We start from the raw sequence: 12,413 nt of genomic DNA, 5'->3' as shown, positions 1-12,413 counted from the left end.
ATTCTGGAATGTCTTCATATGTCTGACCTGTCGTGGCCGCCCGTCCCGTTCACGGGGAGTGCGGGGACGGGCTTGCAGGCCGGGTCGTTCAGCCTGCCTGCCGGGCGGCTTCGGCCCCACGGCGCAGGTCCTCGATCAGGTCCTCCACATCTTCCAGCCCGACCGAGAAGCGGATGGACCCATCCGTGATGCCCAGAGCATCACGCTGTTCCTGTGTCAGCTTGCGGTGGGTGGTGGTGGCGGGGTGGGTGGCAAGGCTGCGGGCATCCCCCAGATTGTTGGAAATGGCAATGAGCCGGAAGGCGTTGAGGCAGGCAAACGCCCCTTTCTTGCCATTGGCGACGCTGAAGGCCACCAGTGTTCCGCCATTGCTCATCTGTTTCCGGGCAAGGTCGGCATGGGGATGATCCTTGCGGCCGGGATAGCGGACGGACGTGATGCCGGGCAGTTCGCTCAGGGCGTCAGCAAGGCGGGCGGCATTGCGGGCCATGGCCTCCACACGCAGGCGCAGCGTTTCCAGCCCCTTGGACAGCACCCAGGCATTGAAGGGAGACAGCGTGTTGCCCGTATTGCGGACGAAGGGCTGGAGTGTTCCGGTGATCCATTCCTGACTGCCCAGAATGGCCCCGCCCATCACACGGCCCTGACCGTCAATATGCTTGGTACAGGAGTAGATGACGACATCCGCCCCGAGCTCCAGCGGCTTCTGGCCGACAGGTGTGGCGAAGACATTGTCCACCATGAAGATGGCCCCCGCCTTGTGGGCAAGGTCGGCAATGTGGCGGATGTCCAGAACATCCAGCATCGGGTTGGAGGGGGTCTCGATCAGCACGGCCTGGGTGGGTTTGGAAAGAGCCTCTTCCCAGGCCTTGAGGTCGGTGCCGTCCAGCATGACGGTCTCGATGCCATAGCCGGGCAGTAGCGAGTCCAGCAGCCAGTGTGTGGAGCCGAAGAGCGCACTGCTGGCCACGACACGGTCACCAGCCTTCAGCTGGGCCAGCAGGGCACAGGAGACGGCCCCCATGCCGGTGGATGTCGTCTGGCAGGCCTCGGCCCCTTCAAGCAGGGCAAGGCGATCCTGCAGCGCATCAACCGTGGGGTTCCCATAGCGGGAATACTGAAGATGCTGGATTGTTCCTTCAAAGGTGGCTTCGGCCTGTTCTGCACTGTCATAGACAAAACCGGAGGTCGGGAAGATGGCGTCCGACGTTTCACCATGTTCGGTGCGGTTGCGGGCCTCGTGCAGCAGACGTGTGTCGGTGCGGCAGGAGGAGAGGAAGGACTGGTCGGTAGAGGGCATGGGTTCCTCCAGCTGAAGAGGCAGACCACCCGGCGGCCTGCCCGATTAGGATGGAGGCCGTATGAAGTCCTGATTCTGCGGGAGAGAAACAGGGCCTCTTTAGCGCATGTTCTTTTACCTCGCCGCAAGCCGGCCTATCAAATCACGAGGGTGGGTTACCATCCAGCAACGCCACACCCCGACTATGCGCCCGGTGGAAGGGGGCGTCAAGGAGAACCGGTCACGGTTCGCCGGAAGATGTTCGGGGAAGGGCGATACTCTGCTGGAAAATATGATGGAAAGGGGATTGCGCAGGGTTTTGCCAGCCGGTATAAGAGGCCCCACGAAGCGGATGTAGTTCAATGGTAGAACGGCAGCTTCCCAAGCTGCATACGGGGGTTCGATTCCCCTCATCCGCTCCAGTCTTTCCCCTGAAAATCAGAAGGTCGTCTCTTCATCCGCCCGGTTGTTGGGTGTGGTGGGCTTTTCCGTACCGTGCCAGCAGAAGATAGCTGAGCGTGGAGACGAGCAGGGCCGTCAGCCATGAGATGTCCACGCCATGCAGCCGCTCCAGCAGCGGGCCATGATAGAAGGACAGGTTCAGGAAAGGGATCTCCGCCAGAATCCCCAGCCCGTAGCTGAGCAGGGCCGGGCCGTTCGTGAGGCCATAGACGCCGCCATCCCGCTCGAAGAAGGACGGGACGTGATAGTCCCCCTTGCGGACGAGGTAGAAGTCCGAGAGATTGATGGCGGTCCACGGGATCATGACGGCCATGAGCAGGTCCAGCAGGGCACTGTAGGCGGCATTGAAGGACTTCGCCATGAAGAGAGCCATCGCCGTGGCTGTCAGGATGATCAGCAGGGTGATGATGAGGCGGCTGCGCCCCCGTGGCTGCCAGCTGGTGCGGCAGCTGTGCAGCAGCGTGATGAGGGAGAGCGTGCAGCAGTAGAGGTCCATGGCATTGGCGAAGGCGATGGACAGCCCCAGGACGAGGATGATCAGCCCTGCCCATGGTCCCGTCATGTGGGTGATGGCGACGGCGGGTGATAGCCCTGTGGCGGCACTTAGGAAGGCCCCCGCTGCCATCGCCAGAAAGGTTCCGCCGACCGTGCCGCCATAACAGGCGAGGAAGATGCGGGGATAGCTGGCCTTCTCATCCGGCAGGTAGCGTGAGGAATCGGAGACATAGGGAGCCGTGGCGATCTGCCAGAGCACGGCGATGGAAAAGGCCTGGAGAAACCCGGCAAAGGAGCCGTGCATGTCTGCCAGAAAGGCCTGCCCGTGTGGCAGGCTCGCCAGCCCGACAAAGAAGCAGAGCAGGATGACGGCCGTCGTGATGAAGGAAACCGCCGAGGAGAATATCTCGATCGTCCGGTAGCCGATGATGCAGGGCAGCAGGCTGAGGACGGCCATGATGAGGATGGCCGGGTGTGCTCCCAGCGAGGGCAGGACACTCCGCAGCGCATCGCCGCCCACCACGCAGTTGGAGGCGACGAAGCTGACATACATGACGACGACCATCAGGATGACCGGCATGGCCCCCCATGCACCGAACTGCCCCCGGCTCTGGATCATCTGCGGCACCCCAAGCCGTGGCCCCTGCACGGCATGAAGGGCCATGAAGACAGCCCCGAGCAGGCTGCCAAGCAGGAAAGCGAGGGCCGTTAGGGTGAAGGAGATGTGGCACTGCAACGGCCCCAGCGCACCCGTCACGACTGTCAGCAGCGTCATGTTGGTGCTGAACCAGATGGTGAACTGGTCCCGCGGGCGGCCCCGCCTGTCCGAGGCGGGGATGGGGTGGATGGTGTGCTGCTCGATCGCTGAGAACATGGTGGTCTGCCCTGTCGTGGTCCGTGCCTGTCTCCGGGGTTACAGGCTGATGTTGATGCGCCCGTAGTAATAGCCGCCCGTCATGGGGATACCGGCGGAATTGTTGTCGTAGAACAGTGAGCCGGTGTAGGAGTTTTCCAGCGGCATCCGGCGGGGCCGGACGTTGAAGAGGTTGTTCCCGCCGACGGCCAGATGGATGCGCTTCGTGGCCTGGAAGCCGACCTCAAGGTCCGTCAGCCAGGCAGGTGTGTTCACGAAGCGGTGGAACTGGCTCTGCGAATATTGCAGGGCCGCCGGGGCCTGGTCCTGATAGGTCACGTTGTTGACCGTCTCGCCATAGCGTGTCTGGCGGAGGTTCACATTCCAGCGGTTCAGCTTCCAGTATGCGTTGAGAACGATCTTGCTGCGGGGTGACGCCGTGGTGAGGTAGCCGATCTGCTGGGCATTGAGGATGGGCGATCCGTCCGCATAGGTGTTGAGATGGTGGATGCGGGTGCGGTTCAGATTGAGGGCCAGGCTGAGATTGAGTGACCCGTAGCGGTGCAGCTTCAGGGCGTAATCGGCCATGATGTCCAGCCCCTGCGTGCGGGTGCTGGCCCCGTTGGTGAAGTAGGTGGCCGTGACGTTGTCCGGGTCCAGCCCGCCGGGCAGGGAGGCCCCCATCAGGGCGATGGCATTTTCTGCCGCACTGCCCTGGAAGCTGCCGCCCGGTGAGATGCGGTTGCGGATGTTGATCTGGTACACGTCAGCCGAGACATGAAGGTTCGTGACGGGTTCCAGCACGATGCCGCCGCTGGCGTTGGTGGAGCGTTCCGCCTTCAGCCGCTGGGCCTCGAGGGAGCTGGCCGCTGCGGAACTGACAGGCAGACTGGCCGAGGCCCCGTTGGGGATGACGCTGAGCACGCTGTAATGCTGCTCCAGCAGGGTGGGAGCACGGTAGCCGTTGCTGATGGTGGCTCGCAGGGCAAAGCGTTTCGTCACGTCATACCGGGCGGCGATCTTGCCCGTCTCGGCATTGCCGGAATCGGTATAATGCTCATACCGCCCGCCGAAATCGACATCGAGATGCCGGAGCGGGTGGAAGTCCGCATCAATGTAGCCCGCCCAGACGTTGCGGGTCCATGATCCCGCATTCTGCGGCATCAGGCCCGCAAAGCCCTGGAGACCACCCTTGTAGTAGGAGGCAGGCTCACCGGCCCCGATGGTGTATTTCTCCAGCCTGTGCTGGGCGCCGAAGGAGAGGTCCAGCGAGCGGCCGGGAGCAAAGGCGAACCTGCGGCTGATGTTCAGCGTGTTGTTCCACTGTTCGTTCTTGAAGCGTTCCGTCCGGACCTTCGTGGGGGATGTGCCATAATCGGCATAATAGGCCGGGCTGCCACTGTTCTTCAGGGTCATGTGGTCATCATCGGCCCCGTATGTCGTGTTGGCATCCCAGTGGAACCCGGCAGGCAGGCGGCCCTTCAGCCCCAGTGTGACGGCGTAGTCCTGTTCCTCCATGGCCTCGATGGGAGAAAACCCGTCGGGATAATATTGCGGGAACGTGTCCGGCGTCCGGTAATCCTGGAAGCCTTCACCGTGACGGTGGGCATAGGTGACAAAGCCGTAGCCTTCTAGGGATTGGGTGAAATGCTTGCCGAAATTGAGGCTGAGGGTCTGGCGGGTTTCCTCGGCAAGGCTGAGGGCCGGGTCGTCATAACGGTTCGTGCGGACGTCCAGACCTTTCTGGATGAAATGGTCGGTATGGTACATCTGCCCGGCCAGATTGACGTACCCGTCCTCGCCCAGGGCGAGGCCCTTGTCGAAGCCGAACTGGTACTGCCAGCCATCGCCGTTATAGGCATTTGCGCCTGTCTGGGCATCAATGTCGGAGCTTCTGACGTCCTTTTTCAGCACGATGTTGATGACACCGGCCAGCCCGTCCGCCCCGTAGCGGGAGGCGGCACCGTCCCGCAGGATTTCGATATGGTCGATGGCTTCCGGGGGGATCATGTTCAGGTCCACCGGGCTGGAGCCTTCCTCCGGCCCGCTGTCGGCACTGATGTTCGCCGTGGTGTGGCGGCGTATGCCGTTGACGAGCACGAGCGTGTGGTTGGGGTTCAGCCCCCGCAGGCGGATGGAGGAGGTCAGGGCCGAGGCGTCATACCCTGCTGCACTGATGGTGATGGACGGATTGATGCGGGCCAGAGCTTCCGCCACGTTCAGCTGCCCCGTTCGCTGGAGCTGCTGTGCCGTGACGATATCCACCGGTGAGGTGCTGGCCCGTGCCCGTTTCAGCGGTGTGTTTGTCCGGTGGACGGTCAGATGTTCGGCTGATCTGGCATTGATGGCATGGGGCCTGTGGCGGGTTGTGGATGTGCTCTTGCGGGCCTGTGTCTTTCTGCTGGCCGCTGGGGAGGTCGTGGCCGTGCCTGTCACTGTGGCGGCTCTGGCGGTGGATAGTGAGCCTGACAGGGCCGTGGCGAGGCCAAGGCCCATGCCGCATGACCCCATAAGCCAGGAGAGGGACAGCAGGGAGGCAGGCAGACGGTGAAAGCCATGCAGGCGGGGCATTGTGGTGTCTCCAGAGTGCGAAATGGGCGGTGGGTCAGCAGGTCAGGAAAAACGGGCGGCGAGGGCGGCGACATGCTCCGGCCCGATGCCACAGCAGCCCCCGATGATGTCGGCCCCGGCGGCAAGCCAGTGCTGGGCGAAGTCGGCGTAACGCTGGGATGTCAGCGTGCCATCCAGTGGAGTGATGCTTTCATTGGCTCCTTCGCCTTCGCCGTCATGATGGTTGTGGGCGAAACCGTTGGCATACACGCCCAGTTTCAGGGTGGTGGAATCTCCGTGTGTCTTCAGCACCTTTCGGGCTGTGTGCAGGGCCGTTTCCATGATGCGGGGGTCGCTGCAGTTGAAGAGCAGGGCCTCCAGCTTCAGCTGAAGGGCGGCTTCCACGGCTTCTTCCAGCAGTTCACCCGACCGCAGGCGGACCGGGGCGTGCTGGTGGATGAGAGCGGCGGGATCGGAATCATCCAGCGTGAAACTGCCCCAGAAGGGGCGTGCATCGTCCGTGCTCTGCTGGACGAGCCTGTGGGCTGTCTGCAGTTCGGCGATGCTGCTCTGTGTTTCTGCCAGCCAGAGATCGGCCGAGGGTGCCAGCCCACGGATGAGCGGCGTCAGGATAGCCTCTGCCTTCTGGGGGGTGAACAGGTCGGGACGGTAAGAGCCGCCTGCCGGTGGCAGGGAACCGGCCAGAAGAGACGGCTTTCCACCCTGGGCCTGTGCTGCAATGGCCTGCCGTCCCAGATGGCCGGAGAGGCGGGCCAGTTCCTCGCCCCGTGCGGCAAAACGTTCCTCACCGATATGGAATGGCACGACGGCATAGCTGTTGGTCGTGATGACATGCGCCCCGGCCTTGAGGAAGTTCTCATGGGCCTGCTGCACCAGATCGGGCCGCTCCATCAGGCTGAGGGCTGACCATTCCGGCTGGCGGAACGGAGCTCCCATGCGGTGCAGCTCCCGCCCCATGCCACCATCAAGGATGAGAGGTGTCCGGTCAGCTACGGAAGAGAAGGGCGTGGTGGAAGAAGGCATGGCGCTGGCTCATTGGGGGGCTGTGGTCTGGTCCCCGTTTTCTGTCTGTTGAAGGAGCGCCATGGGTAAAAAAACTTGACGAAAATATCAATCCCATACACATATAAGCATGATGTTATATGTAAAGTATAGAAGTGGGCGGAGAAGGGTATTATTGAGAGCTAAAGGTGACGGCAAGTTAATGTATTGTATTTATCATATAATGATATGATTATATCCATATAAAAAACTGTAAAAAATATTTTCTCCGGTATCAGCCGGATTTTGTCATTCCTTTGCAGAAAGATGAAAAAGGGCCCCAGCGCCTGCCAACATGACGGTGGGGCCCGAAGAATCAGGGGCTGTTGAGAGTGTCCTCGTATTTCTGCCCGTCAAATACCCAGCGGTCGTTGCCATCAATAATGATGTCAGCCAGACCGTTGTGACGCTGGCGGGCAATACGGATGGAACCGTTCACGCTGTCCAGCAGTGTGTCCCATTTGTTGCCATTCCTGCGATAGATGGAGGTGGTACAGCCTGCAGACCCGCAGAGGCGGTATGATTGCAGCTGCACGAACAGGATCATGTTTTTCTGCTTTGGGGCGAGTTTGGCTGTCCCTGTCAGGACGATGGGTGTCTCGTTGTGGCGGGCCGCATCGTCCAGAAGGTCTGCATTCAGGCTGCGGGCCTGCCTGTCCAGCTCCGTGCCGGGCTGGGCTTTCAGCTCCACGGGTGTCGTGCTGGAGTGCTGTGCTGAATGATGATGACGTGACGGATGCTTCTGGCTGGCCGCCTCGGCCGGGCTGGTCTGGATGAAACCGAAGAGACCCATGACGATGGCGGAACGGCACAGGTTTCCGGCAAGGCCACGGAGGCGGACAGGAACAGGTGATGAACGGGTCATGGCGTCGTTATCCTCTGGGGGACGGGTCAGGAAAAGACAGGGAAGCCCGCCATGAATGGCAGGGTAACGGGGTTGTGCTCATTCATACCGCAAGGTGACGACGAGCACGTCACGGTAGGCGGGCAGGGTGGGGTCTTCCGGTTCTACCGCCGTCACGCCGTGATAGACACGGTGATCGTCCACAATGGCAGTATCCAGCGGCTCTGTCAGGGTGAAGGACCCCAGTACGGTCTGCTGGTCCAGCGCATGGATGCTCGTGACGCCTTCCCGTATGTTGCAGCGGTTGACCATGAAGACGAAAACCCAGTCCACGCCATCACGATGCATCCCTTCCGGCGTGGGAAGAGCCTCTGCATCGTTGGCGGCCTCGATGCGGAACTGATGGACCTCCACATGCCACGGGGCTGGCTGGGGTCGTTCCGGGGAGAGGTGGTCCGCCATGGTGGAGGTGGCCTGGAGAATGGCCGCAAGGGCCGGATGTCGCCCCATCTCGTCAGTGATGGGACTGAACCAGCGTTCTACCCCGCCATTGAGCAGATTGTAATCCCGGCTCTGATAATGGGGCTGATGGTCCTTGCGGGTCAGGCTGTTCCCGGTGATGGAAAAGGTCCCATAGCGACGACGGCGGTAGCGCCCGCCATCAGCCATGTAGAGGTCCATGCCCAGATCATTCCAGCTTTCAGCAAAACCCTGCCAGTCTTTCAGGCCGCAGGGCTCCAGCCACGCTCTGGCCTGTCGAGCGGGGAGAAAGGCAAAACCGTTTTTGATGATCTGCTGTTCGATAGAACCGGTGGAAGCTGTACAGGATAGGGTCATGGCAGGCGTTCCCCTGTCGCCGCAAGGGGAGCAGACTGGGGCTGCCCTTTTCTGGCGGTACGGATCATGATGGCACAGAGCCCGAGTATAAAAGGTCTCCCGGCAACTGTCTTGCGCCTTGTGCCGTCCTGGTGAAAAACCTTGATGGTGGAGTGTACAGGCCTTTTTGAGCCCCCGCAGGGCAGCCCCCTTCACCTGCCGTGAAGGGGGCTGCCGGGTTGGGGGGAAGGGCCGCTTCAGTCCTGTTCCGGCTGTGCTGACGGTTTCTTGCCGTTCAGATCAGGATTGTTGGGCTTGAAGCGTTCGCCGAGGGCTGCGCAGACGGTACGGAAAAGACCGCTGATGCCCATCTGGTGCTGGCGGAACAGACCTTCATGGATGAAGCGGGCCAGCTGGGCTCCAAAGCCATGGCCGCCGAACCCCTTCTTGGAGGGCCACATGCCCCAGGCATTGTACCGCCCCAGAGCCACGACGGCGCCACGGTCGTTGTAGACAAACGGGACCGCTGCCTTGCCAGCCAGCTGGCGGGGAATGGCAACCCGGCCGACATAACGGCCTTCCTGCCGGGCGGCCTGCGCCGTGGGGGCTGTGGGGTTGACCTCCATGCGGGCGCAGTCACCGATGGCATAGATGGACGGGTCTTTCGTGGTCTGGAGCGTGTTGGTGACCATGATCTGCCCGCTGCGGCTGAGCTCAAGATTCTTCAGGAGAGAGGTCGCCACGCAGGCTTTCACCCCAGCAGCCCAGATGGGGAAGTCGGACTCGATGCGCCGGCCATCCTTGAGGGCGATGTAGCCGCAGCCGACCTCACTGACCATGCCGCCGGTGATGACATCGAATCCCAGCTTCTCCAGTTCGGCCTTGGCCTCGGCCGAAACCTGCTCGGGGAAAGGCGGCAGCAGTCTGTCCTGCGCCTCGATCAGCGTGGGCCTGAGCAGCCTTTTGCGGGCAGAGGGGCCAAGGCCGGGAGTGCTGTCGATGGCCTGGCAGAGCTCGGCAGCCAGCTGCACCCCAGTGGCACCACCCCCAACAATGTTCAGGTGGACAGGCTTGTTTGTCAGCTGCGCCCGCTCGATGAGCGTACGGAAACGGTCGTGGATGGCGTTGGCATCAGCCAGGGTATTGAGGAAGAGGCAGTTTTCTTTCGCCCCGGGCGTGCCGAAGTCGTTTGCGCAGGAGCCTAGAGCCACGATGAGCAGATCGTAATTCAGGACCTGCCCGTTTTCCAGGTTCAGCGTCTTTGTTGTGCTGTCGATGGTGTCCAGCGTGCTCTGGATGAAGGAGAAGCCGAAACGTTTGGAAAGCTCATTGAAGGCGAACAGGTTGCCTTTCTGGCCGATCGTGCCGGATGCCAGCTCATGCAGGACAGGCTTCCAGATATGGACGGCGTTCTGATCAATCAGGGTAATGCGGACATGGGAGTTGTGGCTGAGCTGGGTTGCGGCTTCCAGCCCGCCAACACCACCTCCCAGAATGACGACATGTTTCTTTGCGGACATGGAACCGTTCCTCGTTTTTCCGACGTGACAGGCGCAAACAGAACGCGCAGCAATATCTGAGCTCTAGCGGTCCGCCCTGCCATATACAAGCCCTGTCATGGTCATCGATGTTGTTTTCTGATTGTCCCGGTCCCCTATCACCCCGGGGGGTACCGGTGCCTGCCGGGGCAGGGCCTGCCCCCGTCCGCAACTGGGGGTTGACCCTGCCGGATATGGGCGGAAATGCCCCCGGTATCAGCTTCTGTATGAGCCGTTTATGTCGATGTAACCGTGTGTCAGATCACAGGTCCAGACGCTCGCACGGCCGGATCCAAGCCCCAGATCTGCCGTGATCGTGATCTCCTGCTGGCGCATGTAGGCATTCAGCGCCTCGACATCATGGTCCTTCACACTGCCCTGGCTGGCCACCCAGTGGTCCCCGATGGCAATGGAAAGGCGGTCCCTGTCGGCAGGCTCACCACTCTTGCCAACGGCCATGACAATACGCCCCCAGTTGGCATCCTCTCCGGCAATGGCGGTTTTCACCAGCGGAGAATTGGCAATGGCCATGGCGATCCTGCGGGCGGACCCGTCATCCTGAGCTTCCTGCACATCGACACGGATCAGCTTGGTGGCACCCTCGCCATCACGGACGACCAGCAGAGCCAGCTCATGGAGCAGGTCCTTCAGGGCCGTGCGGAATTCCGCCAGGGCGGCATCCTCATGACTGCCGATCTCTTCATGCTCGGCCTGCCCGGTGGCAAAAAGCATCAGCATGTCGGATGTAGAGGTATCAGAGTCCACCGTGATGGAGTTGAAGCTCGGCCCCACGCCTTCTTCCAGCAGGGCCTGAAGGACCGGCTGGGGCAGGGAGGCATCTGTGGCGACGTAGGCCAGCATGGTGGCCATGTCCGGCGCAACCATGCCCGACCCCTTGGCTATGCCCTGGAGGCAGACCGTTGTGCTGCCGATCTTCACTTCACGACGGGCCGCCTTGGGGAAGGTGTCCGTGGTCATGATGGCCCGGGCCGCTTCTTCCCATCCATCAACATGCAGGGCTTCAATGGCTGCGGGCAGGGCAGAGAGGATCTTCTTGTAGGGAAGCGTCTCGCCAATCACCCCGGTAGAGGCCAGGAAGACATCCTCGACAGGGCAGCCCAGCTGATGGGCGACCTCTCCGGCACAGGCTACCACGGCCTCTTCCCCGGCACGACCGGTGAAGACATTTGCATTGCCGGAGTTCACCAGCAGCGCCCGGGCATGGGGCGTGCTGGCGAGCGCACGGCGACACCAGGGGATGGGAGCCCCCGGGCAGAGATTGCGGGTATAGACACCTGCGGCCGTCGTGCCAGGGGCGAACTCGACCAGCATGAGGTCGGTCCGCCCGCTGTAGCGGATGTTGGCCTCCACACCACTGAGCCGCACCCCGGCAATCGAGGTCAGCTTGGGCAGTGAGAGTGCCAGTGGGGAGCGGGGGTATGGTTTGGCCATGGCTCAGTGTGTTGCCTGTGCCGGGGCAGCGGCAGGTGCCGGTGCACTGGTGATGGGCTGGCCCTTGGCATCATAATGCACGATTCGGGCCTGCTTCTCGGCAGCTTCCACCACCTTGCGGACTTCCTGGCGTATCAGGTCGCGGCGGATCTGGTCACGCACCTGCTCAAAGCTCGGCACGGGGGCCGTGCGGGTCCCCAGAACCTGGATCACGTGCCAGCCATACTGGGTATGGACCGGCTTCTGGGTGATGGTGCCGGACTTCATGGCAAAAGCGGCGTTGGAGAAATCCGGGATCATGTCCCCACGCTTGAACCAGCCAAGATCGCCACCATTCGTGCCGCCGGATGCCTTGTCCGTGGAGAGACGGCCAGCCAGCTTGGCAAAGTCGGCCCCCTTGTTCAGCTGCCGGATGATCCCTTCAGCCTTGGCCTCGCTATCCACGAGGATGTGGCGGGCATGGACTTCCTCCTCAGGCTTCTTGGAGGCGAAATGCTCCTGATAGTAGGCCTTCAGGGCATCGTCCGTCAGCTTCGGTGCAACCTGCTCCTCCAGATAGGCATTCTGGAGCACATTGTTTGCTGCTGCTTCCATGGCAGCCTTGACAGCCGGCTTGCTGGCCAGACCGGCCTTGTCCGCCTGGAGCTGGATGGCCTTCTGGTCGATGAGCTGGTTGATCAGGAGCGGAATGATGACGGCCGGCTGGAGCTGGCGCGCTTCCGGCGGCAGGGTGGCAGCAGCGCGCTGGACATCGCCCAGGGTGATCTTCTGGTCATTCACGGTGGCGAGCAGCATGTTCGGGTCTGCTGCGGGCTTGGCCTGCGGCTGTGCGGCGGGGGCCGGCTGGGCGTCGGCGGCCACGGCCTGCGCTGTCAGCGAGGCAGAAGAGGAGACACCCCCGATAAGGGCCGTGCACAGGAGAAGAGAGCGGGAAAGCCGCATGTAAGACCTCATCATTTCGATCTGTTAAAACTCAGCCCTTTCACCATGACAAAGCCTGCCTGCCCTAGCAAGGGCTTTGGTGCCGGAAAGGCGAAGTATTGCCTATATTTTATGTTGGTA

Annotated in this window: 9 protein-coding genes, 1 tRNA gene and 1 riboswitch; of the genes, 1 reads left to right on the top strand and 9 read right to left on the bottom strand. The window is 61.8% G+C overall.

What is annotated here, in order from left to right; all coding sequences use genetic code 11:
* Window positions 1-88: 88 nt before the first annotated feature.
* Window positions 89-1,300, bottom strand: a complete 1,212-nt coding sequence (gene metZ, locus CO583_RS03800) for an O-succinylhomoserine sulfhydrylase (RefSeq protein WP_043560889.1) — start codon at window positions 1,298-1,300, stop codon at window positions 89-91.
* Window positions 1,301-1,378: 78 nt separating this feature from the next.
* Window positions 1,379-1,459: riboswitch (SAM riboswitch) on the bottom strand.
* Between the two features lie 168 nt (window positions 1,460-1,627).
* On the opposite strand from metZ, the gene CO583_RS03795 reads away from it, so the two are divergent.
* Window positions 1,628-1,701, top strand: a tRNA-Gly gene (locus CO583_RS03795).
* 32 nt (window positions 1,702-1,733) lie between these two features.
* On the opposite strand, the gene CO583_RS03790 is transcribed toward CO583_RS03795, so the two are convergent.
* The 8 genes from CO583_RS03790 to CO583_RS03755 form a co-directional block, all read right to left on the bottom strand.
* A complete protein-coding gene (locus CO583_RS03790) occupies window positions 1,734-3,110 on the bottom strand; it encodes a cytosine permease (RefSeq protein ID WP_043560887.1) in 1,377 nt (458 codons plus the stop codon).
* A 39-nt stretch (window positions 3,111-3,149) separates the two neighbouring features.
* Complete coding sequence (locus CO583_RS03785) at window positions 3,150-5,660, bottom strand: TonB-dependent siderophore receptor (protein ID WP_248630360.1); 2,511 nt, start codon at window positions 5,658-5,660, stop codon at window positions 3,150-3,152.
* 42 nt (window positions 5,661-5,702) lie between these two features.
* Complete coding sequence (locus CO583_RS03780; protein ID WP_043560884.1) at window positions 5,703-6,683, bottom strand: homocysteine S-methyltransferase family protein; 981 nt, start codon at window positions 6,681-6,683, stop codon at window positions 5,703-5,705.
* A 334-nt stretch (window positions 6,684-7,017) separates the two neighbouring features.
* On the bottom strand, window positions 7,018-7,566 hold the full coding sequence (locus tag CO583_RS03775) for a hypothetical protein (RefSeq protein WP_052349154.1): 549 nt from the start codon (window positions 7,564-7,566) through the stop codon (window positions 7,018-7,020).
* A 78-nt stretch (window positions 7,567-7,644) separates the two neighbouring features.
* On the bottom strand, window positions 7,645-8,382 hold the full coding sequence (locus tag CO583_RS03770) for a 2OG-Fe dioxygenase family protein (RefSeq protein ID WP_248630361.1): 738 nt from the start codon (window positions 8,380-8,382) through the stop codon (window positions 7,645-7,647).
* A 236-nt stretch (window positions 8,383-8,618) separates the two neighbouring features.
* Complete coding sequence (locus CO583_RS03765) at window positions 8,619-9,881, bottom strand: NAD(P)/FAD-dependent oxidoreductase (RefSeq protein WP_081562941.1); 1,263 nt, start codon at window positions 9,879-9,881, stop codon at window positions 8,619-8,621.
* A 234-nt stretch (window positions 9,882-10,115) separates the two neighbouring features.
* Window positions 10,116-11,351, bottom strand: a complete 1,236-nt coding sequence (gene argJ / locus CO583_RS03760; protein WP_043560878.1) for a bifunctional glutamate N-acetyltransferase/amino-acid acetyltransferase ArgJ — start codon at window positions 11,349-11,351, stop codon at window positions 10,116-10,118.
* A gap of 3 nt (window positions 11,352-11,354) precedes the next feature.
* Window positions 11,355-12,293, bottom strand: coding sequence for a peptidylprolyl isomerase (locus tag CO583_RS03755; protein WP_043560875.1), 939 nt, complete (start codon window positions 12,291-12,293; stop codon window positions 11,355-11,357).
* Window positions 12,294-12,413: the final 120 nt, after the last annotated feature.

It is taken from the genome of Parasaccharibacter sp. TMW2.1882 (assembly GCF_023337635.1).
Taxonomy (GTDB): domain Bacteria; phylum Pseudomonadota; class Alphaproteobacteria; order Acetobacterales; family Acetobacteraceae; genus Bombella; species Bombella apis.
This window is presented reverse-complemented; position numbering and strand designations above follow the sequence as displayed.

What these genes read in the sequence shown, in the direction of transcription:
- metZ (WP_043560889.1), bottom strand. Translation starts at nt 1,300, where the DNA reads ATGCCCTCTACCGACCAGTCCTTCCTCTCCTCCTGCCGCACCGACACA.
- CO583_RS03790 (WP_043560887.1), bottom strand. Translation starts at nt 3,110, where the DNA reads ATGTTCTCAGCGATCGAGCAGCACACCATCCACCCCATCCCCGCCTCG.
- CO583_RS03785 (WP_248630360.1), bottom strand. Translation starts at nt 5,660, where the DNA reads ATGCCCCGCCTGCATGGCTTTCACCGTCTGCCTGCCTCCCTGCTGTCC.
- CO583_RS03780 (WP_043560884.1), bottom strand. Translation starts at nt 6,683, where the DNA reads ATGCCTTCTTCCACCACGCCCTTCTCTTCCGTAGCTGACCGGACACCT.
- CO583_RS03775 (WP_052349154.1), bottom strand. Translation starts at nt 7,566, where the DNA reads ATGACCCGTTCATCACCTGTTCCTGTCCGCCTCCGTGGCCTTGCCGGA.
- CO583_RS03770 (WP_248630361.1), bottom strand. Translation starts at nt 8,382, where the DNA reads ATGACCCTATCCTGTACAGCTTCCACCGGTTCTATCGAACAGCAGATC.
- CO583_RS03765 (WP_081562941.1), bottom strand. Translation starts at nt 9,881, where the DNA reads ATGTCCGCAAAGAAACATGTCGTCATTCTGGGAGGTGGTGTTGGCGGG.
- argJ (WP_043560878.1), bottom strand. Translation starts at nt 11,351, where the DNA reads ATGGCCAAACCATACCCCCGCTCCCCACTGGCACTCTCACTGCCCAAG.
- CO583_RS03755 (WP_043560875.1), bottom strand. Translation starts at nt 12,293, where the DNA reads ATGCGGCTTTCCCGCTCTCTTCTCCTGTGCACGGCCCTTATCGGGGGT.